Annotated in this window: 23 protein-coding genes and 1 pseudogene; 7 read left to right on the top strand and 17 right to left on the bottom strand. The window is 58.4% G+C overall.

What is annotated here, in order from left to right; genetic code table 11:
• Positions 1–2: 2 nt before the first annotated feature.
• The 3 genes from WNE31_RS16925 to WNE31_RS16935 form a co-directional block, all read right to left on the bottom strand.
• The gene (locus WNE31_RS16925; RefSeq protein WP_349981133.1) at positions 3–878 is read right to left on the bottom strand and encodes a branched-chain amino acid ABC transporter permease; all 876 of its coding nucleotides are present in this window, start codon (positions 876–878) and stop codon (positions 3–5) included.
• An 80-nt stretch (positions 879–958) separates the two neighbouring features.
• Positions 959–1,993, bottom strand: coding sequence for a zinc-binding dehydrogenase (locus WNE31_RS16930; RefSeq protein WP_349981134.1), 1,035 nt, complete (start codon positions 1,991–1,993; stop codon positions 959–961).
• The gene (locus WNE31_RS16935; protein ID WP_349981135.1) at positions 1,990–2,670 is read right to left on the bottom strand and encodes a TetR/AcrR family transcriptional regulator; all 681 of its coding nucleotides are present in this window, start codon (positions 2,668–2,670) and stop codon (positions 1,990–1,992) included. Before WNE31_RS16935 ends, WNE31_RS16930 begins: the two co-directional genes overlap by 4 nt.
• 115 nt (positions 2,671–2,785) lie before the next feature.
• On the opposite strand from WNE31_RS16935, the gene WNE31_RS16940 reads away from it, so the two are divergent.
• From WNE31_RS16940 to WNE31_RS16950, 3 genes are all read left to right on the top strand, one after another.
• Positions 2,786–3,595, top strand: coding sequence for an SDR family oxidoreductase (locus WNE31_RS16940; RefSeq protein WP_349981136.1), 810 nt, complete (start codon positions 2,786–2,788; stop codon positions 3,593–3,595).
• Positions 3,596–3,729: 134 nt separating this feature from the next.
• The gene (locus tag WNE31_RS16945; RefSeq protein ID WP_349981137.1) at positions 3,730–4,245 is read left to right on the top strand and encodes a sigma-70 family RNA polymerase sigma factor; all 516 of its coding nucleotides are present in this window, start codon (positions 3,730–3,732) and stop codon (positions 4,243–4,245) included.
• Positions 4,246–4,247: 2 nt separating this feature from the next.
• Positions 4,248–4,889: a ChrR family anti-sigma-E factor gene (locus tag WNE31_RS16950; protein ID WP_349981138.1), complete on the top strand. Its 642-nt coding sequence runs from the start codon at positions 4,248–4,250 to the stop codon at positions 4,887–4,889.
• A gap of 34 nt (positions 4,890–4,923) precedes the next feature.
• Here WNE31_RS16950 and WNE31_RS16955 read toward each other — a convergent pair whose 3' ends face one another.
• The 5 genes from WNE31_RS16955 to WNE31_RS16975 are packed head-to-tail and all read right to left on the bottom strand — an operon-like array spanning position 4,924 to position 9,633.
• Positions 4,924–5,484, bottom strand: coding sequence for a DUF3833 domain-containing protein (locus WNE31_RS16955; RefSeq protein ID WP_349981139.1), 561 nt, complete (start codon positions 5,482–5,484; stop codon positions 4,924–4,926).
• Positions 5,481–6,707 carry an MFS transporter gene (locus WNE31_RS16960; RefSeq protein ID WP_349981140.1) on the bottom strand — a complete coding sequence of 409 codons (1,227 nt, stop codon included), beginning with the start codon at positions 6,705–6,707 and terminating at the stop codon, positions 5,481–5,483. Before WNE31_RS16960 ends, WNE31_RS16955 begins: the two co-directional genes overlap by 4 nt.
• The gene (locus WNE31_RS16965; RefSeq protein ID WP_349981141.1) at positions 6,707–7,201 is read right to left on the bottom strand and encodes a hypothetical protein; all 495 of its coding nucleotides are present in this window, start codon (positions 7,199–7,201) and stop codon (positions 6,707–6,709) included. The genes WNE31_RS16960 and WNE31_RS16965 overlap by 1 nt, the downstream gene beginning before the upstream one ends.
• Positions 7,194–8,351: a cyclopropane-fatty-acyl-phospholipid synthase family protein gene (locus WNE31_RS16970; protein WP_349981142.1), complete on the bottom strand. Its 1,158-nt coding sequence runs from the start codon at positions 8,349–8,351 to the stop codon at positions 7,194–7,196. The genes WNE31_RS16965 and WNE31_RS16970 overlap by 8 nt, the downstream gene beginning before the upstream one ends.
• On the bottom strand, positions 8,290–9,633 hold the full coding sequence (locus WNE31_RS16975; protein ID WP_349981143.1) for an NAD(P)/FAD-dependent oxidoreductase: 1,344 nt from the start codon (positions 9,631–9,633) through the stop codon (positions 8,290–8,292). Before WNE31_RS16975 ends, WNE31_RS16970 begins: the two co-directional genes overlap by 62 nt.
• Before the next feature lie 139 nt (positions 9,634–9,772).
• Here WNE31_RS16975 and WNE31_RS16980 point away from each other — a divergent pair, with 139 nt between their 5' ends.
• Together WNE31_RS16980 and WNE31_RS16985 are read left to right on the top strand one after the other, a co-directional pair.
• Positions 9,773–10,543 carry a DUF1365 domain-containing protein gene (locus WNE31_RS16980; RefSeq protein WP_349981144.1) on the top strand — a complete coding sequence of 257 codons (771 nt, stop codon included), beginning with the start codon at positions 9,773–9,775 and terminating at the stop codon, positions 10,541–10,543.
• Entirely contained in the window at positions 10,540–11,265 is a 726-nt protein-coding gene (locus WNE31_RS16985) for an SDR family NAD(P)-dependent oxidoreductase (protein WP_349981145.1), read from the top strand. The genes WNE31_RS16980 and WNE31_RS16985 overlap by 4 nt, the downstream gene beginning before the upstream one ends.
• A gap of 27 nt (positions 11,266–11,292) precedes the next feature.
• Here WNE31_RS16985 and WNE31_RS16990 read toward each other — a convergent pair whose 3' ends face one another.
• The 9 genes from WNE31_RS16990 to gntH all read right to left on the bottom strand — a co-directional run bounded on the left by WNE31_RS16990 (position 11,293) and on the right by gntH (position 19,698).
• On the bottom strand, positions 11,293–11,928 hold the full coding sequence (locus tag WNE31_RS16990; RefSeq protein ID WP_349981146.1) for a ChrR family anti-sigma-E factor: 636 nt from the start codon (positions 11,926–11,928) through the stop codon (positions 11,293–11,295).
• Entirely contained in the window at positions 11,925–12,443 is a 519-nt protein-coding gene (locus WNE31_RS16995; protein ID WP_349981155.1) for a sigma-70 family RNA polymerase sigma factor, read from the bottom strand. Before WNE31_RS16995 ends, WNE31_RS16990 begins: the two co-directional genes overlap by 4 nt.
• 216 nt (positions 12,444–12,659) lie before the next feature.
• Positions 12,660–14,081, bottom strand: coding sequence for a pyridoxal phosphate-dependent decarboxylase family protein (locus WNE31_RS17000; protein WP_349981147.1), 1,422 nt, complete (start codon positions 14,079–14,081; stop codon positions 12,660–12,662).
• A 2-nt stretch (positions 14,082–14,083) separates the two neighbouring features.
• A complete protein-coding gene (locus WNE31_RS17005) occupies positions 14,084–15,217 on the bottom strand; it encodes a DUF819 family protein (protein ID WP_349981148.1) in 1,134 nt (377 codons plus the stop codon).
• Between the two features lie 414 nt (positions 15,218–15,631).
• Positions 15,632–16,489, bottom strand: a complete 858-nt coding sequence (locus WNE31_RS17010) for a hypothetical protein (protein WP_349981149.1) — start codon at positions 16,487–16,489, stop codon at positions 15,632–15,634.
• Complete coding sequence (locus WNE31_RS17015) at positions 16,489–16,911, bottom strand: YidH family protein (protein WP_349981150.1); 423 nt, start codon at positions 16,909–16,911, stop codon at positions 16,489–16,491. Before WNE31_RS17015 ends, WNE31_RS17010 begins: the two co-directional genes overlap by 1 nt.
• Positions 16,908–17,282: a DUF1622 domain-containing protein gene (locus tag WNE31_RS17020; RefSeq protein WP_349981151.1), complete on the bottom strand. Its 375-nt coding sequence runs from the start codon at positions 17,280–17,282 to the stop codon at positions 16,908–16,910. The genes WNE31_RS17015 and WNE31_RS17020 overlap by 4 nt, the downstream gene beginning before the upstream one ends.
• Position 17,283: 1 nt before the next feature.
• Positions 17,284–18,315 carry a CobW family GTP-binding protein gene (locus WNE31_RS17025; RefSeq protein WP_349981152.1) on the bottom strand — a complete coding sequence of 344 codons (1,032 nt, stop codon included), beginning with the start codon at positions 18,313–18,315 and terminating at the stop codon, positions 17,284–17,286.
• Between the two features lie 81 nt (positions 18,316–18,396).
• Positions 18,397–19,698: a guanitoxin biosynthesis MBL fold metallo-hydrolase GntH gene (gene gntH / locus WNE31_RS17030; protein WP_349981153.1), complete on the bottom strand. Its 1,302-nt coding sequence runs from the start codon at positions 19,696–19,698 to the stop codon at positions 18,397–18,399.
• Positions 19,699–20,110: 412 nt separating this feature from the next.
• Here gntH and WNE31_RS17035 point away from each other — a divergent pair, with 412 nt between their 5' ends.
• On the top strand, positions 20,111–21,463 hold the full coding sequence (locus WNE31_RS17035) for a tetratricopeptide repeat protein (protein WP_349981154.1): 1,353 nt from the start codon (positions 20,111–20,113) through the stop codon (positions 21,461–21,463).
• A 643-nt stretch (positions 21,464–22,106) separates the two neighbouring features.
• Positions 22,107–22,546: pseudogene (locus WNE31_RS17040) on the top strand (transposase); the annotation flags it as partial.
• Positions 22,547–22,991 lie beyond the last annotated feature (445 nt).

The raw sequence follows: 22,991 nt of genomic DNA on the forward strand, positions 1-22,991 counted from the left end.
ATCTACACCTTCTTCACGCGGACCTGGCTGAACAGGCCATGGGGACGGAAGATGAGCACGGCCAGCAGAAGCGCATAGGGTGCGATCTGGCTGTAACCGGCGGCGATATAGCGGCTTGCGAAGGGTTCGATCACACCCACGATCAGCCCTCCGGCCAAAGCGCCCGGCAAGCTGCCAAAGCCCCCGATGACAGCCGCGGCAAAAGCCTTGATTCCCATCAGGCCGGTACTCGGGTCCACGGCACCCTTGGCAGCAAACAAGATACCCGCGACACAGGCCACGCCCCCGGCAAGCGCCCAGATAAAGCCCTGCACCCGTTTGACCGGAATCCCCATGTAGTAGGCGGCCAGCTGGTTTTGCGACGCGCCCTGCATCGCCAGGCCCAGCTTGGTTCGGTTGAAAAATTCGTAAAGCCCCCAGGTCAGGAGGATCGTCACAACGATGACCGCCACATCTTCCATACCCAGAACCAGTCCGCCGAACGACACTTCCTTCCCTGCAAACGGGTTCTCAAGTGTCTGCGGTTCATGCCCCCAGATGAGACCCGCGACAAAGCGGATCACGAAACCCAGCGCGATGGTCAGGATGACAACGGCTGTCTGGCTTTCCCCGAACATGCGACGAATGACCAAACGATCCAGCAGGTAACCCAGCACCGCCATAATCCCGAGTGAAATCGGCAATGCCACCCAGAAGGGCAGCCCCATATAGTCGGCATTGGTCAATCCGATGGTGATGAAAGCGCCAAGCATCATGAAATCGCCCTGAGCGAAATTCACGGCCTCAGTCGCCTTGTAAATCAGAACAAAGCCAAGGGCGATCAGGCCGTAAACACAGCCATTCGCCAGCCCGCTGATCAAGAGCTGTAAGTTATCCAAGTTTTCCTCCCTGCGCCGATTTGCCCGGCTGCATTTTTTAAAGGTCCGCGGCTCCTCACTTCCAAGGACCTTCCCCTCTACTATGGCGTGATCATCACCTTCCCGTCAGTCTTTTTCAGGGCCTCGGCCAGATTTGACACAACGTCACGCAGCGGCAGATGCACTGAAACATCCGTTTTCCAGCGGCCATCGGCAAATCTGGCCTGAACTTCCCCGACAACCCGCATCTGGTCGGCAGGGGGGGTGGTCATCATCCAACTGGTCAGCCAGAAGCCCTCGATTCGCTTGCCTTGGAAGATCAACTGTCCCATTTGGGTCAGCTTCGGCAGCTCGGGGTTGAGTTTACCGTAGCTGATCCAGCGGGCGCGGTTTGGCATGGCCGCGAAAAGTTGCTCGGACAACTGGTCCGAGACCGCATCAAGGAACACGCGTGGTTTCAACTCGGCGCTGACAGCCGCGAATTGCTTGACCACATCCGGATCGGTCGTGACCAGCACTTCGACGGCCCCCATTTCTTTAAGCGGGGCGACCGCTTCTTCCCGACGCACCAGCGCGATCGGCTTCAGCCCCAGATCTTTCCCGAGCGACACCATCAGCTTGCCAAGCTGGCTGGTCGCGGCGGACACCACAAACGCCTCTCCATCTTGGCGGGCAATGTCGACCATTGCCATTGCGGTCAGGGGGTTCACGATCTGCGCCGCCCCGTCATCGTCCGACACATCAGGCCGCAACGGAATACAGTTGATAGCATCGGTGATGGCGTAGTCCGCCCACGCACCGGAACATCCCAGCGCGACAACAAAGGAAACACGCTGACCGATCAACCCTTCCGCTCCTGCACCGGCGGCGACCACATCGCCGCAGCCTTCGAAACCGGCGGGGTTTCCCTTGATCCGCGGCTGGCCATATTCGCCCTTGATGAAATGCAGGTCCGACGGATTGACCGAAGCGACGCGCAGCTTGACCAGAACCTGTCCGGCGCCGGGGGTCGGCACGGGGATTTCCGCCGCTTCAAGGTATTCGGAAGCATCGGAAATCGCCGGCCCTTCCGCCGCGCCGGAATAGCCTTCGCCTTTTTGCAGGACGGCAAACATCGTATCGGGAAGGTCACTCATACCTCGACTCCAGTTTCTGTTTTGAGGTTTCGGGTCATTTCGGGTGTCCATGCGACACCGAACCCGCTCATTGCGAATCCGACAACTTCGTCGGCAATTCGGGTGTACTTGTCTTCGTCATCGCCCTCGCGCGCGACATACCAGAAGACCGGGCCGTTGATGGCCACCAGAAGGCTCTGTACAAGGAATGACACCTCGCCTTCGCGCAGCAAACCAGCGCCCATGCCATCCTCTATTACCTCGCGAAACATACGTTCGAATTCGTTGCGCTGCGCGAGATGGCGCTCCAGCGCCTCACGCTGAAATTCGGTCGTGGCGCCATAGCGGCGCATGCGCAATCCATCCAGCAGGACCTGCATGAAGGCGTGATAGCGGATCATGGTCACGACATGCCCATGCGCCATCAGCGCAAGACGCTCGACCGGTCCGGTCTTGGCTTGATAGCCGGGCATGACCCCTTCAAACGCCAGCTCCATGCCGCGGTCACGCACCACGTTGAACAGGTCCATCTTCGAAGGAAAATAGTGATAGATGCGGCCTTTGGTCGATCCGAGATAACGCGCCACCGTGTCAATCGAGGTCGCGGCAAACCCCTGCTGGCGGAAACACTCGGCTGCCGCAGAAAGAATCTCTTCATAGCGGTCCGGCTTTGGCTGTTCTGCAACAGAAGACGTCACGGCATTCCCTTGGTTTGGTGTTTACGGCTGAGCTCAAGGCAAACATACTACCGAGTATGTTGTCAACTTGCGGCGTTCGGAACTGACGCCACGGCAGAACACGAAAGGATCAAATATGCTTGAAGAGCTGTTCAGCCTGAAAGGAAAGACCGCATTGGTCACGGGCGGTGGCACGGGGATCGGGTTCATGATTGCGACCGGGCTGGTCGCGGCTGGCGCACGGGTGCTGATCTGTTCCCGCAAAGACGCGGTGGTGCAAGGAGCTGCCGAACATATTTCGGGCCTCGGCCATCCGGGAACGATCGAGGCTTTCGCAGGCGACGTCGGATCGAAAGGCGGGGTCGATGCGTTGGTGTCACACCTTCGAGACCGCACCGATGGCCTTGATATCCTCGTCAACAACGCGGGCATCACATGGGGGGCCCCCCTACCCGACTTTCCTTACGAGGCATGGGGCAAAGTCATGGATGTGAACGTGACGGGGCTCATGTACCTGACGCAGAAGCTGCTGGCGGATCTGGCCCGCAAGGCCACCCCGCAGGATCCGGCCCGGGTGCTTAACATCGGATCGCTGATGGGGACGGTCCCGATGGGGGACGGGGCCTATTCCTATGCGGCATCAAAGGCGGCGGTGCACCACATGACCCGCATTCTGGCCAAGGAACTGGCCGCACACCATATCACCGTGAACGCCCTTGCTCCTGGGCCGTTCCAGTCCAAAATGACGGCTTTCGCCACGGGGTCAGACGAACAGGCCGACAGAGTCGGAAAGAACGTCCCGCTGGGCCGGATCGGGCATCCAAGCGATGTGCAGGGCGCGACGCTCTTCCTTTGTGGCAAGGCCGGGTCTTACACCACAGGGGCCATTTTGCCGCTGGATGGCGGGCTACATGCCCAAACAGCAGGCAATCTGTTCGCTGAATAGGCAAGAATCCAAACTGGTCTTTGACGAACGGGGACGGGCAGGTCTATGCTCGTCACCAACACTTCTTTCGATACCGCGAAGTACCAGATTTGGACGCCGAAACCCTCACGGATCTCACCCAGGAAACCCATTGGATGCTGGCAGTACGCGACCATCGCGACCGCCAAGCGTTTTCCAAGCTTTTTGACCACTACGCCCCGCGCCTGAAAGGGTTTCTCATGCGGGCAGGCGCCAGTGCGCCACAAGCCGAAGAAATCGTTCAAGAGGTGCTGCTGACCATCTGGCAGAAGGCCGCACAGTTCGATCCACACCGGGCGCAGGTGTCCGCCTGGGTGTACCAGATAGCCAGAAACAAGCACATCGACCACGTCCGGCGCGAGAAGCGCCCGGAACCCGAGATGCTGCATCAACCCGACGAAGATGTGCCGGATTCGGGCCAGATCGTTGCGCTTGCGCAGGAAACCGAACATTTGCGAGAGGCGCTTGCGCAACTGAACCCGGAGCAAAGACGCTTGATCGAACAGACTTATCTTGGTGAATTGTCCCATGGTGAGATAAAAGACCTGACCGGACTGCCCCTTGGCACGATCAAGTCACGCATACGGCTTGGCTTGAACCGGCTGCGACACGAAATGAAGGCCCTGCGCTGACAATGAGGACAATCTCGCATCATATCCCTGAGCCCATTTTGGCGGCTTATGTGAGCGGCAACTTGCCCGAACCGTTCGCGCTTGTCGTGGCGGCGCATATTTCACTGTGCGAAGATTGCCGTGCGGCGGCCCATGCCCACGAACAGATGGGCGGTCTCGTTCTGGAAGGGACAGATTCGGTCGCTGTGTCTTCAGACCTGAAAGCTGCGCTGTTCGCCCAGTTGGATGATATGCCACTTGAAGCGCCGCCCTCCCCTGCGCGGGCCATAGGCCCGTATCCGGCCCCTGTGGCCGAGTATTTCACGGGGAAAGAGCCACGTTGGAAATCGCTGGGGCGCGGAGTCAAGCAAAGCATCTTGATGAACAACGGCACCGGCTCGGTGCGTCTGCTCTATATCCCGCCGTCCATGGCTATGCCGGATCACAGCCATGGCGGGCTTGAACTGACCCTCGTTCTGCAGGGTAGTTTCAGCGACTCGCAAGGGTTTTACGCGCGCGGGGATGTCGAGGTCGCCGATAGCGACGTGACCCACACGCCGATTGCCGGGCCAGAGGCACCTTGCATCTGCCTTGCGGCGACAGATGCGTCGCTGAGGTTCAACGCACTGGTGCCACGGCTTTTGCAGCCCCTGTTCAAAATCTAGCAGCAGGGTATTTCAATCCCCTGTTTGCGCCCGATCACTTGGCCGCGTTCGGGTCGGGTCGCATCGTGGCCACCAGTTCTGCAACCTTCAGGCCGAATTTGCGCAACTCCGACTTGTTCATGATCGCCCCGTCACGCGTCAGGTACAGCCAGTCCGTCACATCCAGCACATGACCGCCTGAGTCTTCCGGCAGAACAATACGATATTCCATCTTGACCGTTGAGCCAGAGATGATGCCACGCGCCTCGCCGATGATATCATCCGCCGTCGCGGTGAAACTGTTTCCCTCCCCGAGTGTCAGAAACCACTTGCGGCTTTGCTGCTTTCCGTTGGAATAGGTGAAGTCTTCCGACAACGTTCCCGTCTGACCATCCCATTCGCCAACCATTCTGGCGACAAAGCTATTGGTCATCTTCCCATTCGGGCCAAAGATCAGACCTTCGGACAGGATTTCGCCGTTCAGGTGATCGGGTAGGGAGAATTGCGGTCCGGTTCCGGAATAATCCGCGGGGTTTTGAGCGCGAAAACTGAAGAACATGCTTTTGGCGATCACCAGAAGCAGAAGGAACAACAGGACGACAGCAATAATTTTCATGATGTTTGACCTTCGGTGGGAAGCGCCAGAACAAGGGCAAAGGCGCAAAGTTTCAAAAGACAGGGCACAATCGCATAAGCGATATTGAGAGTTGTGAGCGCTTGGGCGGTGTTTTCAGCACCGGGCACAAAGCCGCTGTGTTCGAGGACTGGCAACACCGCAAAGGCTGCAAGGGCAAGGCCAAGCTTGCCGGCAAAGGACCAGATACCAAAGGCAAGCGACGCCTTGAGCCCTGCGCGCGTCAGCGACACCGAGAACATCGCCGGCAGGATCACCATATCCGCCCCAAGCGCAGCCCCGGACGCAAGGCAGACCAGCGCGAAGCCCAGCAGGTTTCCGGACGCCAGGAAGGCAGCGCCGACAAAGCCCAGAATGGCCAGCGGCATCGCGATCACCAGCGTGGTTTTGGGGCCGATCTTCTGACTGAGTTTGGTCCAGAGGGGCACGCTCGCCCCTGCGCTCAGGAAAAACAGGATCAAGAGCGGTCCGGACTGCCCCGAGAGTTGCAACCGGTCCTCGACAAAAAACAGGAACAGCGTCGAGGTAATGGCAACCGGCAGACTGTTCACCAGCGCCAGCACCAAAAGCCTGAATGCCCCGGATTGCACAAGGTCAGCCGAAGACAGACTGTCACCAAGCACGGGCGGGCGACGCCATATCGGCAGGGTCACAACGGCGGCAACGGCCGCCAGCCCCCCAAGAAACCACCCAAAAGCACCATAGCCCTGCCCCGCTGCACCAAGGGCGACAAAAACGGACGGCGCGATGGCCGCAAGGATGACACCACTCAGCATGCCAGCTTCACGATAGCTGGCCAATGTCATGAGGGCTGATGGGCTCGTGTCCTTCGCCAAGGTCGCGCTGCGTCCGTAGAGCAGGATCATACCCAAGCTGTAGGCCGAAAACAGCAGCACGAGCACCCCAACCAGCTCAAACAAGAGCGCCGGTCCCGGCTCAAGCGAAAACAGCAGGGGAAACCCCACCGCCAGCCCAGCCGCCGCCAACATCGCGAAGCCGACCTGACGGTGTGGCCACCGGTCAATGGCCCAGCCCAGCGCGGGGTCCTGCACAAGGTCAATCATCCGGATCGCCAGCAGGATGGTGCCAATGGTCCCGAGACCAACGCCAAGGTTGACCGACGCGAACCGCGGCAGGTGGATGTAAAGCGGGATACCAGCCGCAGCCAGCATCAGCGCGTAGAGGCTGACACGCGGGTAGGTCATCACTCGCCTTTGAGCTTGCGGGTGAAGTTGCGCGAGCGCGTGTTATCGCCCACGAAGATCGCCATGAAACGCGTCTTGATGTCGGGATAGCGCAGCGTGCAGGTGCGGCTGCCGTTCAACCAAAAACTCACCTGGTCTTCGCCACGCGAGACCGCGAGGAATCGGTCGCCTTTGTCTACATCCGCAAAACACTGGTTCAGTTGCGCACGCACCTGACTGGGGGCGCCTGTGCGCGACAGTTCACGCATGGTGCCCTCAACCAGATCCTGGCGAGTGAGGTTGCGCAGATAGCGCAGCTCGATGCCGAAATCCTCACGCCAGTCCAGCGCGTCCGCATCATTTGTGAACAGGCGCGCCTCGTAAAGCGGGAAGCCGAGATAGCGGAAAGTGGCCACCCCGCGCAACTCGGCATCGGGCATGACCGACTTGATCGTCGAGCCAAGCACCGCAGCGGGCATGAACAACAAGATGATGGCGAACAGGATCCTAGGCATGGGCCAACTCGACCTGAACAACATTGGTGTGACCAATGGCAAACGACGCCGCACAGATTTCAAGGTAGTATTGCCAGTTGCGGAAGAAGGTCTCGTCATATCCCTGCTCAGAGATACGCCGCTTCTGTGCCACCAGCCTTTGCCCCCATTGACGGCAGGTCTCGGCATAACTTTGACCAAAAGCATAATTGTCACGCACGGTAAGACCTGCCGCCCCGGCCTGATCTGCAATCACCTTGTCGGACAACAACATCCCGCCCGGGAACACGTATTGGCGGATATAGTCCGACGACGTCCGGTAGGTTTCGAAGAAGCTGTCTTTCACGGTGATGGCTTGAAGCAACACGCGCCCGCCTTCGGCAAGGTTCTTTTTGAGTACCGAGAAATAGCTGGGCCAGTAACGTTCGCCGACAGCCTCGATCATCTCGATGGACACGATATTGTCGAAGCGGCCATTCACATCACGATAGTCGCGAAGCTGGATATCGGCCCTGCCATCCAGCCGGCACTCGGCATAGCTGTGCTGGTTGCGCGAAATGGTAATACCGGTCACATCGCGCCCGTCAGAGGACGCATGTTCGGCAAAGCCGCCCCAGCCACAACCGATTTCAAGCACACGCTCGCCGTCGCCCAGCCGCGACAGGACGCGCCCGTTCTTGCGGGTTTGCGCGGTTCCAAGATCATTGTCGCCATCCTCGAAAATGCCCGATGAATAGGTCATGCCTTCATCCAGCCACAGACCATAGAACTCGTTCCCCACATCGTAATGCGAGCGGATGTTCTTGCGCGATCCCCGACGCGAGTTGGCCCGTAGTACGGTGTCGACCAGACGGAACTTTGCCTTGTTCAAGGGGCTTGCCTGATCATAGGCACCAAGGTGATCGCGGTTGGTCATCGCAAGGCACATCAGCCCCTCGATGGACGGGGTATCCCACATGCCCTGCACATAGGTTTCGCCCAGCCCGACCTGCCCGTGCGCCGCGAGGGCGGACACGGCGGCCCAATCGCGGATAATCATTTCCGCTTCCGGCCCCGACTCACCGAAACGATAGACGTCGCCTTCCGGTGTCCGAAGGGTCAACTGTCCTTCACGCAGACGCTCGCAGGTCGCCAGAAATTGCGATTTCAGGGCTTTGTTGGTCAGTCGCAAGGGCTGTTCCTTTCTTGTTCATCGGGTCGTTGATCATACGGACAATGCGCATAGCGCTTGCAATTCCGTCTTCGTGAAAGCCGTGGCGGTTCCACGCGCCGGCAAACCAGGTTTGGTTTTCACCTTGCATTGCGCGAATGTCGCGCTGTGCTTGCAAAGCAGCCTTGTCAAAGACGGGATGCGCGAACTCGACCTCGTCGTAAATCTTCGCCTGCGGGATCGGACGGGACGGGTTGAGCGTCACAAACAGGGGATCGGTTTCAGGGATGTTTTGCAGGCGGTTCATCCAGTAGGTGACACCGATGGCGCCATCCTGCGAACGATAGGCCCAGCTTGACCAGCATGCTTTGCGCTTTGGCATCTGGGCGGCGTCGCAGTGCAGCACGGCCTTATTGGGTTGGTAGCGGATGCTGCCCAGCGCCTTGCGTTCGGCCTCGGTGGCCCCCTGTCCGAGGATCGACAGAGTCTGATCCGTGTGGCAAGCGAATATAACGTCGTCAAAGGTCTCTGCGGGCGCATCGCCCGTTTTCACACTTGCGGCGAATGCACCACGCTCGACCTGACGCACGGGCGTTCCGGTACGGATCTGGCATCCCCGCGCGACAAGAGCCGCTTCAAGACGGCGCACATATTCGATACTGCCCCCGTCCACAGTCCACCACTGGTGCTGACCGGTTCCGGCCAGAAGGGCGTGGTTACGAAAGAAACGGACCAGCGATTTCGCGGGAAACTGGTCGACCTCGGCCACCGGGGTGGACCAGATCGCACCGCACATCGGCATGAGATAGTTATCACGGAACCAGCGGCCCAGCTTCAGTTCGTCAACCAGTTCGCCAATCGTCTTGTCATCATCCTTGGCCGCAGCTTCGGCATGTTTCCCGAAACGGATGATGTCCAGGATCATCTTGTAGAATTGCGGCGTGACAAGGTTCGATTTCTGCGCGGCGATGGCTCCAAGGTTGTTCAAACCATATTCAAGCCAGCCGTCATTGATGCTGGCGCCAAAACTCATCTCGCTTTTTATGACAGGCACATCCAGCTCGCGGAACAGGCGTGTCAGGTTCGGATAGGTCACATAGTTGAAGACAATAAAACCAGTATCAACGGGTTGGTCTCCGTTCTTGCCAGCCACCACCGTGCGTGCATGTCCGCCCAGACGCGGCGCGGATTCGTAAAGTGTCACATCATGATAGGGTGACAGGTAAAATGCCGCTGACAGCCCCGAGATACCGCCCCCGATGACCGCGATTTTCTTGCGCGTGCCGTGCGTCTGATCAAACATTCCGTCCTCATTTCTTGTGAGTTATGAGCAAATTACGCCATACTGTCGGAAGTGGATCACTTTTAGATCCACAAATAAAGAAACATCGGATTTGGCCACGAGAGTGATCCACTTCGCCCCCCTGAACGTAGCGATTCACATGATTGATCATATTCAAGCCAAAACATCCCATGCCCGCAGGGGCAGCGTGAAGAACGCCTTCGTCTATGGTGTCGACTTTGTTCTCACGGACCTGAATGACGACGGACCGCTGGTCCTGTCGCGCAATCGTTTCAACCTCTGGTCACTACGCGACCGCCACCACGGCGGCCCCCGTGAGCAGGGACAAGGTGTGGCGTGGTTCCGCGCTGAATTGGAACAGCGCGGCTTTCCTGTCGAACAGGCGCAGTTGTTCCTGCTGACACAGCCCAGCCTTCTCTGGTTCCACTTTAATCCGGTAAGTTTCTGGATTGCCCAAATCAACGGCCAGATGTGCGCCTTTATCGCCGAGGTGAACAGCACCTTTGGTCAGCGTCACTGTTATTTCTGCGCGCATGACGATTTCCGCCCGATCCGGCAAAGCGATACGCTGACCGCAGAAAAGCTGATGCATGTGTCACCGTTCCAGAAAATCGAAGGTACCTACAGGTTCAATTTCGGGCTTGATGAGTCTTCGATCCAGATCCGGATTGCTTATGAAAACGGCGAGGAAGGTGTCATCGCCACCTTGTACGGTCCGCGTCGCCCTGCAACCAACCGGTCGCTTCTCTGGGCAGCGGTACGGCGCCCCTTCGGCGCGGCTCGGGTGCTGGCTTTGATCCATTGGCAGGCCGCCATACTATATGTGAAACGCGCCCCATTCCTGAAAAAGCAGCCGGCGCCCGATCTCCTCATTTCGGACGGCCAAAGTCTGGAAGGAGCCCCGAAATGAGCCCCTTTGCCGGAAAGACATACTGGATCGTGGGTGCCAGCGAAGGTTTGGGCCGCGAACTGGCGCAACAGCTGTCGGATGAGGGCGCGGCGCTGATCCTGTCGGCACGCAATCGTGACAGACTGGAAAGGCTGGCCAAAGAGTTGCCGAAAGCGCGGGCGGTGCCCATGGATGTGACGGACATGGAGTCTGTCCACAATGCCTTGGCCGAGGCCGGCGAGATCGACGGCCTCGTCTATAACGCCGGGGCCTATGATCCGATGAAAGCGACAGCCTGGGACAGTGAAGTGGCGCTCAAAATGCTAGAGGTCAATTTCACCGGCGCAATGCGGGTCCTTGGGGCGGTAGTGCCAGGATTGGTCGAAAAGGGACAGGGCGACATCACGTTGATCGGGTCTCTTGCGGGCTATCGCGGCCTGCCTGCTTCGGTCGGGTACAGCGCCAGCAAATCCGCGCTGATCAGCCTTGCCGAGACGATGCGGTTTGACCTGAAGGGGACTGGTGTCGTTGTGCGTGTCGTCAATCCGGGGTTCATCAAGACCCGCCTGACCGAGAAAAACGAGTTCAAGATGCCAATGCTCATGACACCAGAGGCCGCGGCAACGCGTGTCAGAAAGGCGATGGAGAAACGTCGGTTCCGAACGGATTTCCCAGCCCCGTTTTCATGGGTGATCCGCACAATTGATCTGCTTCCGGACTTCATCGTCTACAGAGGCAAATAAGAAGGGGCCGCGTGGCCCCTTTTTTTATCAGATCCGAAATATCGGTTGTAGCAGTCGCGGGACATAGGCGTTGAACCGCAGCCGCGCGTCGGTCGCGGCCAAACAGATGCATGGTAAACCCGGGTCCGCGGTGGGCGTATGCTCAAGCTCGTGATCCGCCACTTCCAGGTCACCCACACCAAACCGGCCTGTCTGGTCACTGAAACTGCCTTGCAGCACAAGTGTCAATTCCAGACCATTATGACTGTGGTCCGGAACAGCTTGGCCGGGTGGAATCCACAACAGACGCACGGACCCGTTTTTATCTTCGGAAAGAATATCCTGCCGAACCCCCATCCCCATTTTTTTCCACTTCGGGTCGCGCCCCTTCATGGCTTCCATCACGGGACCGGGATAGACACCAGACCGTTCAAACACCGGTTCCGGCGTGAACGGTTCGTCCAGTTGCGCTAGCAGACTGTCCTTCAGCGAGGCGGACACCGGCACGGCATCGCCTGTCTCCAACAGGGCGCCCCCCACGCTTTGATGCGCCTCAAGCGCCGCGCGACATTTGTCACACATTGAAATATGCGTAGCCACGACCACCGCGAAGGCATGCGGCAGCGTTCCAGCAGCGTATGACGCGATCATCGCGTCCGGGATATGATGGTTTATGACGCTCATGGGGTGAGGTCCTTCAACTCGTGCCTGAGGCGCTCCAGTCCCAGCCGGATGCGCGACTTGATTGTTCCTAATGGTAGCCCGGTCTGGGCGCTTATCTCTTGATGTGTCAATTCGCCCAGATAAGCCTTTTCGATGATGTCCCTTTGTTCCGGCTTTAGCTGCGAAAGTGCCTTTCTCAGCTGATCCGTTTCCTGGTCCAACCCGATGATTTGGCTGGCATCCGGTTCGCTCCCGGGTTCTTCCCTAAGCTCCTCGGGCACCGGTCGCCTTTCCTTGCGGGCGATATCGATCTGGCGGTTCCGGGCGATCTGGTAGATCCAAGCCGACACTTGGGCACGGTGTGGATCAAAAAGCGAAGCCTTGCGCCAGACGGTCAACATGACGTCCTGTACGATTTCTTCCGCCTGATGGGCCGACGTACCCGAGCGCATGACAAAGCCCTTGAGACGCGGCGCGAAGTAGTCAAACAGCGCAGCAAAGGCGCCCCTGTCTCGATCATCCCGAATGGCGATCATCCACACGGTTTGTTCGGACAACACAGGCTTGGCCTCTGGCGCGGGGGCTTTGCGCAGCCCTTTCCGCACTCTCGGCGTATCCCTTGGTATGTCCAGTGTTTGTGACAACATGCCAGCATTACGCGGCTTGGCAGAGCTTGGATCACAATTCCGGAAGTTTTTTTCGATTTTTGTCCGATTGTTTTTTGCAACAACCGGTCAGAGCGGCTTTGGCCCCTACCCCTTGCCGGATCGCCAATGCACGTACTTGGCCATAAGCCTTTCGGGCAGGCTCGGCTTGGCTGGCTCTCCAAGGTCCAGCGTGCCCCCACCAGCCCGGTACATTTCCGCGAAGACATCCAGAACCCTGGTCTTGACCATGCCCCGCAGCGGGACGTGCGCCATCATCCCATAGGTCGCGGCCCCGCCTGTCTTGGCAAGATCTGGATTGGCCCGAACCGTTTCGACCGCTTCAGCCAGATCGGCAATATACTGATCCGCCACCTCGCCGTGCTGGGCGGTGACCATCGCATGAATACCGTCCGGATTCTGTGTGCGGTTCACGCTCCACCCTTTGAGTTCAAGCTGGTCCGCCACTGCGAAGATATTCACCTTCCTGTCCGTCGACCCATAGGCCAACAGCGGCCCCTGTGGATGCCCGAGGATATGCAGGCCGTTGATCCCTTCGATCCCGGATTTGAGCGTCTCGACCGCCTCTGAGGTGCGCATCGCAAGGTCGCGATATCCATCAACCCCGAACTTTTGCAACACGGCCCAAGCCGCCGCATAGGCCCCGCCGGGCCGCGTACCCAACAACGCGGGGGATGCAAAGACGCCCCCGGGCCAGTCCTGATAGACGAACATCTGGAATTTCAGCAGGTCCAGATTTCGGTATAGGATCGTTGAGGCCCCTTTGGCCGCAAAGCCGTATTTGTGAAGATCAGCGGAAATGGAGGTCACGCCGGGGACACGAAAATCCCAGTCTGGCAGATCAATCCCGTTCATTTCCATAAAGGGCAAGATCAATCCCCCCACGCAGGCATCCACATGCATCGGGATGCCTTTGCTGTCCGCAAAGGCCCCCATCTCAGCAATCGGATCAATCGTGCCATGTGGGTATTCCGGTGCAGATCCAAGGATCATGACCGTATTTCGATCGGTCATCCGTTTCAGTTTGGAAATGTCGGTACGCAGGTCTTTGGTCATCGGAAGCAGGCGCGGCTTGACGCCAAAATATCCCGCTGCCTTGAACCACGCGACATGGGCCGTGGCGGGAATGACCATGTTGGGCCGTTTCACGCCCCGCTTTTTTCGGGCCATGTCACGATAGGTCTTGACCGCAAGCAGGCAGCTTTCAGTGCCACCAGCCGTCACGACACCGCACGTGTCGGCCCCCCCGTTCAAAAGCCCCGCCAAAATCGAAATGATCTCGGTTTCCATTCGTTTGAGGCTCTGGAAGGCACCGGGGTTGAGCCCGTTCGCCGAAGAGTATTGCTGATAGGCCTCGGCGGCGAACGCATCGTGTTCATCGTCAAGGTGATAGACGAGGCTCCACAACCGCCCCTCTTTGTAGGCGGGGTCGTTGCTGGCGAACCCCTTGAGGTCTTCCAGAATTTCCGACGGCGGGCGCCCGTGTTCGGGCAGATGCAAGTGCGACATTTTCAAACTCCAGAACCGAGCAGAAGGGCAACCACGATGCCCAGATAATTCCCGATGGCAAACCCGAGGATCCCAGTCGCCATACCCGACATCAGGATAGCGGGATTGTTCAGGCTGCGCGCCACCATGGGCACAAACGCTGGCGACATGATCGCTGCGACCGAGGTGATGAGGAACGTGTCGGTATCGACCCGCATCAGTCGACACAGCAAAGCGTGCAATGCGAGGCTCCCGAACAGGGCCACCAGTATGAACACAAGAATGGACACATCCATTGTCCTCAACGCCCCCAGATCCAGCGAGGCGGCAACACAGAAAGAAAAGACGTAGATCAGGTACATTCCAAGCTTCGTCGCCACCACATTTTTCCGTATCGGCCCGAAAAACGACAGGACCAACCCAAAGGTGGTCAGCAGCGTAATCACCGCAATTTCCGTTTCGACAATCCCCACCATGGGCGCCAGAAGCACCGCCGCCGCAACACAGGCTCCAGCCGCGACAAGTGCGGTAACTGTCTGAACAACGGGCGATGCGGCCGCCCCGTTTTCGTCGGGCACCGCGCCCTCTTCAACATCCGTGCGCTTATCAAAAGCAGGAAGAAAACGCGCAAAAAAGGATGGAGCCTTGGTCAGGACAAACAGAAGATAAGCGGCGCCCGCAAGGGTATCCAGTGTGGCAAACAACAAATACCGCGCGTCCGGGATGCCCAGCGCGAGCTTGATCGCACCCAGATTGGCGATACCGCCGGTATACATGCCCACCGCCATACCCGAAAGCTGTTCGGCCCTTTCAACTCCGCCCGCACTGAAGGCGTAGAACAATAGTGTCGAGAGGAACACGACCGACGCAACTGCCAGAAACATGGATAACAGGGCCCGCCCCGCCAACCGCCGCCAAGCCAAGACATTGACCGAAAAGAGCAACAAAGGCAGCGCCAAACCCAAGCTGGCTTCGGTCACCGTGGTGCGCATGGCCTCGGCCGTACTTGGCACCAACCCCGTCACCCCCAAAATCAAACCGGCACAATAACACAGAACGATCGGCCCCAGTTTGGCCATGGCCGCAACATGTCGAGACCCAAGAAGCAAGACCGCAGGCACGCCCAGATACACGATAACAGAGAAAAGTTCTGACATGCCCCTCCCCCAAAGGTACACCAACTCGGCCTACATTATCAGGTGACAACGCCGTATGGGAGCTTTCGTCACGTCAACGCCCCCATTACGAGCCTCTGGGATGGCATCGCTCATTCAGAAGATCACCACAAAGGCCGCCCGCCTGCCCACGGCTCTCAGAAAAGCGGGCCCACGTCTCGTTAATCACATACGTGTCTGGATCCTGACCGCCATTGCGCCTGACCGCAGAAGGGCAGAGATCAAGGGCTTGTTATCCCAGACATTCGCAAGAGCCGTGCGACCTAAGCACCGCTTACCAATACTCTCGGTCGTTGGGTGGTAAAGAATGTGGTGTTTACAATGGGCTTATCTGGAGTCTGTTCTACCAATGACGCACGCGTAGTTTTTGAGTTGCGCCGTACGCTTGGTCCCCTTTCAGCGTCGTTTCCGCAAGACTCCACACACGATGGTCAGCACAAGGTTTGAAGGCACCATCAGGGCCATGAACGCAAGGACAGCCGTGGCGTGGAGGTCTGTACTGCAGCATCCCTCGACCAACACATAGACCAGCCCGACATTGCGCAGGTTTGTCGTAACCGCCAGAACCTGTGCCTCACCTGCATCTGGGCCGCCCAGCCACAAGCCCACCCCCATTAGGCTGGCGATAAAGATCAGCATCGCAGCAAAGGTGGCAGGGCTAAAGGCGGCAAGCGCATCTTGCCTCTGGCTGAGGCTGAGGACGACCGAGGCGATGAAGGCGACGGTCGACACTAGCATGACGGGTTTATATAGACGCGCGGCAATCTCGGGCGCCCTCTGTCTTGTCACCATGCCAAGCGTAAGAGGCAACGCCATAAAACCCAGCAGACGGATTAACAGACTGCCTACGGGCAAGGCCACGCGCGCCGTCTCTGGCAGTACCCAGAGGGCCGCAAACGGGGCTGTGACGAGGCCAAGCAACGAAAGCACGATCAACAGTGCCCCGGCTGCCGGCAACTGGCCCGAGGCCTTGGTCGAGAACTGGACCGCGTTGATTCCACCGGGCGCGAAAGCCAACAGCAAAAGCACTGTTGCCGCTGCAGGACCCACCGGCAAAAGCGCAATCAAGACCAACGCCACCACCGGCGGCACGACGAGGTTGGCCAACAGCACATGCACGCGCCTGCGTCCGCTTGACAACCAAGCGGCCATGTCCTTGAGTGTCGCGCTGGCCCCGATGCAGAACATAGCACAGGCCAGAAACACGTGGATCAGGATGGCGACCGTGGCGTCAAAGGGGATAGGGGCACTCATCAGAAAATGTCAATCTGGGTCAGGATGTTGATCAGGGCGAAAATGGCGACTCCAAGCACAAGGAAGGCTGACACGAGCGCCACCGAGATTGGAAAGGATTTGTGAGAGATGCGCGATAAACGCCGCAGGAAAAAAATCTGCTGCAGCAGGGCAGTGAACAGCATGAGAACCGACAGGGCCAGCATGAACACCCCGATGAAACGCGCCCGTTCCACCGGCGCGTTTTCAAGACCCGGCACGCCGGTCAGCACCTGAAACAAGGCCGGGATCGAAAAGCCGAACCCGATCAGGGAAATCGAGGTACGCATATATCCCATTGTGGTGCGGTCCGAAGCCAACCGCGACCGCTCAAATGCCAGTTCAGTGCGGTCTTCGGCAAGTTCAGTGCTGCTGCGGTGGGGAATGTCGTCTTCCATGCTCATATCGGCGTTTCGTGCCCTTGGTCTGTTTTTTGTGCTTCGACCGCACGCTTTTCTTCACGTAGTTCGAGCACAAGGAAATAATTCAGGAAGGTCCGGATCAGGGCGATGGCGGCAAGTTTGCCCAGTTCCTGCAAAGAGGGATGCGTGGCAGTGGCGACGATGTCGGCGGCCAGCTGCAGTTCAAGAGCTACAATAAGATAGCCTGCCAGCGCGCGGCGGGCCTGCGCGAAAGGACGCCCCCCCCGATTGCGGACAAGGGCAGCAACGAAAGCGACGCCGCCCCAAGCCACGACAAGAACGCTTGCCGTTTCAAAGGCCAACTGGATCAGATCGGCCAGCCAGACAATCGTTGCGTCAAGCCCCTCCATCATCTCAAGCGGTCATCTGCTGCCGGGAATCGGCCGCATCCGCACAGGTGTCGAACAGGGTCTCGAGATGCGCGGTGTCCAGTGTCGTTTTATGCGCAATGGCGACGATTCGGTTGCAGGGGGGCGAGTCCCCCCATTCTGCGTCACGGATCAGATCCATTCTGCGTCCGACCACCTGAAGCACATAGCGGTGAGCTGGATCATCGGCAAGATGCACGAAGCCTTTGCAGCGATAGATATTGGCGGGCAATTCCCGTTTGATCATGCGTTCCAGCAACCGCCGGTTCAGCGGTGTCGCGAACACGTGGCTCCATGTGCTGAAATAGGACCCATGGTCATGAGTATGATCGTGGTCATGGTCGTGATGATGCGCGTGGCCGTCATGTGCCGCGTCGGCTGCTGCCAGATGGCGGGCCTCGTCGAACCGGCCCACAGACAACAGGATTTCAAGCGGCACCTTGCAGTCAACCGCAGGCACGATGCGTACGCGGCTGAAATGGCCTTCGATCCAGCGTTTGACCTTGGCCGATCCTTCGACGCCCGCAAGGTCCACCTTGTTCAGGATCACGAGGTCAGCAAACCCAATCTGTTGCAATTTCAGCTTGGCCAGATCGGGGTCGTCATAGCTGAAGACCTGATCGGTATCGACGACGCAGGTCACACTGTCGAGCCGGATCATGTCGCGATAGGCCGAGTCCACGAATGTCATGTAAATGCCCGCTGGGTCGGCCACGCCGCTGGCTTCGAGGATGATGTATTCCACCGGGTCTTCGCGCCCGAGAAGATCAGCCACCGAATCGACAAGATCGTCGCGGATCTGGCAGCAGACACAGCCGTTGGCGAGGCTGATCATCCCGTCTTCGACGTCGACGACCAGTTCGGCATCTACGTTGATCGCGCCGAAATCGTTGACGAGGATTCCCACCTTCAACCCGTGGTCGCCGGTCAGGATGTGGTTGAGAAGAGTTGTTTTCCCAGCCCCGAGAAAGCCGGTCAGGATCGTGAGGGGAACGGGAGTCGCAGGCGCGTCGGTCATGTTGGCACTCATTCGCAGGAAAGAGAAAAGGGGTCGCCGCGCCAGTTAAAACGCGACGACCGGAGATGTGCATCGCGGAGCCTAGCGGCCTTCGCGGGCGTCGATCAGGGCCTGGATATCCACCCGGAATGTCTCTTCGTCATAGTGCTGGGTCAGCGGACGCACGACATCTTCGGGGTAATACAGGGCCGGATCCAGTTCGCGATCCCGCAGGAAGGCATCCTGCTGTTCCTCGCGCGGCAGGCGCGGCTTGGGCATCTGAACATAGTCCGGCAGTTTGCCACCCGGGAAGTTCTCAACCGGCAGGGTGCTCGGGTTCGGCGGCTGCATCGCGGGTGTTTCGGGGCGCAGGGCCATTCGTTCCCAGATGCGGTCCTTGGTGACGTTCACCACCTTGATGTCAGGGCCACCCCACAGGAACAGGCCGTCCCAATGGGTGCGGATTTCCGCGACGGCTTCTCCTTCGGGGGCTTCGGTGTAGTGACAGATCATGCCGACACGAGGCTGAATTTCGTTCATCAGATACCCGGCGGCATAATAGGGCGTGTGGTAGGTATCCAGCGTGAACTCCAGCACCTCTTTCGGGGTGCCGTACTTGTAGTTCAGCAGCTGCGGCAGGTCGGCTTGGCCTTCTGTCACAAACACGTCACAGCCTTTGGCGAATTTGATCGTACTTTCATCCGGGCGGCCATCGCCGGTCCAGACAAAGGACAAGCCCGCCTCTTCCCAATCCACGCGGAAGGCCGAGGCACCGTTCTTGACGTGGCTACGCGCCCAGTGCGTCACCTTGAGGCCGGGTTCTTCAAGGATCACGCCGCCTTCGTCCTTGTAGTCGAATTCGACCACTTCGGTGTCATAGCCCGCGCCGATCGGGCAATGGTCAAAGTTTTCAAGGTGCCACGTCATCATCTCGTGCATCTTGTCGACCATGTATTGCGTGCCGGTCTCGGGGCGGTCACCCGACGGACCGAAGATGCGCAACCCGTTCCGCCAACCACCGGACCATGCGCGGAACGGCATGAAATACGGCAGGTCAGCATAGTGGTCGACATGCAAGTGGCTGATAAAAATGTCGCGCACCATCGGCGGCAGGATGCCCAACTGGATGATGTTCTTCACGCAACCGTTGCCGAAATCAAAGAACAGGCGGCGCGGAAACGGTGTGCCATTGCCGAGTTCCAGAACAATAGACGTGCCCGACTGCTCCAGGGTCGGCGGCCACGGCGTGCTGCCAGTGAAACAGATGCGCATCTCGCCTTTTGGCAAAAGCTCGTTGGGCGGGAAGAAGTTGTTGCTGGTACAGCCGGGGGTGGGCCGGAATTCTTCGGGCAGGGTAATCCCGCCGCCCGGGCGCTTGCCATAAGGGTTGCGTGGTTGGCTCATTTCGATCTCCTCTCGAAACACTTTTAGTTGTGCCCGGCCCATGGACAGGACAGGGTATTCGTTCTTTGTGGCATCACGCCCGCTCTCTGAGATGCAGTGCCAGACGGCGCACTTCCTGCACAAGCTCGTCGCGGATCGCCTCCCAGTCATTCCGTTCTTTGACGGACATACCCTGTGACCCTAGTCTTTCCAATACTTCGGTCAAGTCACGCAGCGCATCGGCTGATGATTGGCTCTGCAGTATGCGGGCAAAGTCCTCCGCCTTCATCTCAGGGAGCCATCTGCGGCGGTCTGCGGGTTTCATTGGGTTTCTCGCACGGTACTGACGTGTAAATACACCGTGAGCCCTGTCGACGCTGGAACCGCAGTGAGTTACCGTAATTCATAGGTAACACATCGTCCGTGAGGGGATTTGGTTGAAAAGCCATCAAAAGGCGACCCTGCCAAAGAGCAGGTCCGGGAGGCGTTGGCGGCGGTCCTAGCGTCGCAAATTTTTGCCACTTCGCCAAGATTGGTCGAGTTTCTGACCTTCGTGGTCGAAGAAACGTTAGCCGGACACTCCGCAGGCATTAATGGCAAGGTCATCGCAATCGAGGTGTATCAGCGAGAGATCGACGAGGCGGGGAGCGCTCAGAACCTTGTGCGGGTCGAAGCGCGCAGATTGCGCCGCGCACTGGACGAATACTATTCCAGTGAAGGACAGAGTGATCCCATGCGGATTCACATGGATACCGGCGGTTATCGACCTCGCTTTGAACGCGTTACTCCCTCGCAGGGCGAGTCTCCCCCCCTGCAGGACGCCCGCCCTGCCCCCGTAGCCGCGCGCACTGGAATGCGCTCGGTCGGTCTTGGCCTGTCCGTCGTGGCGGTTTTGGGGTTGATCGGGGGACTTGCGCTCTGGTTCTCCATACCCCGACCCGCCGAGACCAATTTTCAGACCACCCAAGCCGCCAGATCAGCGGAGCTGGCGGCGCTTCGCGAAAGGTCAATGGCCAGCATTCAGGCCGCCAATATCGCCGATCAAGCCCGTGGCATGTTCTTTCCCCTTTTCGACCTAAAGCGACAAACCATCGCGCTGGAGTCATTTCGACATGCCATCGACCTCGACGCTAACCTGCCTGCGGGATACGCAGGCGCGGCGCAGGTGCTGGCGCTTTTATCCTACCTGACAGCAGATCCTGAAGAGGCGTCTGCGCTATTGACCGAGGCGCGGGATATGGCGGAACGCGCGGTGGCGCTCGGCCCCACCGACAGCTGGGCCCAAGCCGCACACGGCTGGACGCTTGCAGTCGAAGGGGATTTGGAAGGCGCCTTGCGTCACGCGAGGATTGCCAAGAACCTGTCGCCCGAAGACGGCCATGTTCTGGACCTTGTCGGGATAACGGCCCTGCTCTCCAATGAGCCCGAGCTTATGGCCGAGGTCTCTGCCCCGGCGCGGTCCCGTGCCGGAGAGGGTCGTTTCGGAGCAAACAACATCTGGGGCGCATCACAGATCATGCTGCAAAATTATCCCGTCGCCATCGAAACCTTCTCGAATGCTGCAGAGCGCGGCCACCCGGTCAGTGCCCCAAGTCTTTTCCTGCTAGCGACCGCATATCACGAAACTGGCGATGAAGATGCTGCAAGAAAATTGATCGATGAGATGTATGCCACATGGCCAGACTTTCAGGCAGAGGCAGTGGTCTCACTCTTCTTCAAGCGCGATCCAGAAACCCGGTCTCGGGTGCTTGCGACGCTTGGCGCCTATAAATCGGATCAAGACTGACCTTGCTCGGCGGGGGTCAGGCAGAAGAATCGCAGCCGCCTTTCGAGAATTCGATTTATACCATCATGCTCCTCAAAAAAGCGAGAAAAGGCTTTGCAGAGAACGATCAGTTCAATGACGGGCATGTTGCTGTCGAAGTTCTATTTTGCCTATATGCTCCACGGCGCTACCCGGCTGAAGGAAGTATTTTTTTCTTCACAACACCTATCCCTCATCCTCTGAGAAAGTCGTTTTGACGAAGATCAAGACCACTTGATCCTTACACGCTTTGAAGAAGGAACCCTTCTTCGCAGAGCAATTTTCGACGACGAACGATCTCGATCCGGCTTCCCTTTTTAAGTGCTGTGATACTGCGAAGTGTCCGCCGTCAGAGGTTTTGGGTCAGTTGGCGCCCTGAGCTGAGAGAGGCTCTGGCTCATCTTTTTGTTGCGATTGTGCCACGGATTGCGGTGAAGCAAACGTCGCGTTTCGATGGTTTTCTGTTTGATCCATTCTCGTTGTTTCAGAATGGTCTGGCCGTACCCAAAGTAGACATCGACCGGGGTGAGGTTTTGCAGGTGTTTGAAGTCAGCGCCAGTGGGACAGTTTAGGTTGATTTGATGAGAGAGGGTTTCTGGCGCATCGTAACCACCAAGGAGTGGAGATAAGACAGAAACCCGGAACATGTAAGAGCAACAGCGAAAGCGTCGTCAAAGACATCCGCCGAGCCACCCGCAAGCAGTATTCAGCGGAAGAGAAGATCAGGATCGTGCTGGACGGCCCGAAGGGCAAAGACAGCATTGCCGAGCTGTGTCGTCGTGAGGGCATCGCATAGAGCCTCTACTACAGCTGGTCCAAGGAGTTCCTCGAATCTGGCAAGAAACGTCTGGCAGGCGACGCGGCGCGTGCGGCAACATCGACCGAGGCCAAAGGCCTGCGCCGTGAGGCACGCGATCTGAAGGAAGTGGTTGTCGAACAGACCCTTGAACTGCGGTTGCTCAAAAAAAGCATGATCGCAGATGGGGGCGACGACGAATGAGATACCCTGCATCCGAGAAACTCGAAATCATCCGGCTGGTGGAGGGGGCGCATCACAGACTACGCAAGGCCGCCACCGCGCGCCCGAGGGCGTTAGGATGCGCCGAACAGGAAATCGTGGCGATCACTGGCCACCGGACCAGCAAGGAGGTGACGCGCGACACCAGAGCGGCGAGTCAAAAAGCCCACACCGAAAGCGCCCTTCGCCGCCTGTCAGGAGAACAAAGCTAAGACAAAAGTGTCCCACCTTTTCCTCACATGTCCGCCAGTGGGACAAAATTGAGGCCTAAGTAACTGATTTGATCTTGGGATTTGTTTAAATGGTGCCCGGGGGCGGAATCGAACCACCGACACGAGGATTTTCAATACCTGGACCAATAATAGTATCAATATGTTACGAATTTTTGTATAACTATGTGATCAGCCCCACCTAAGTGGTCCAGTTTGAATGTTAGTGCATGATTGGCCTGGGTTCCATCGGGATGATGGTTTCCGGCGCCGGCGGGCGGTA

The organism is Shimia fortis, assembly GCF_040225985.1.
In the GTDB taxonomy this organism is placed as follows: domain Bacteria; phylum Pseudomonadota; class Alphaproteobacteria; order Rhodobacterales; family Rhodobacteraceae; genus Shimia.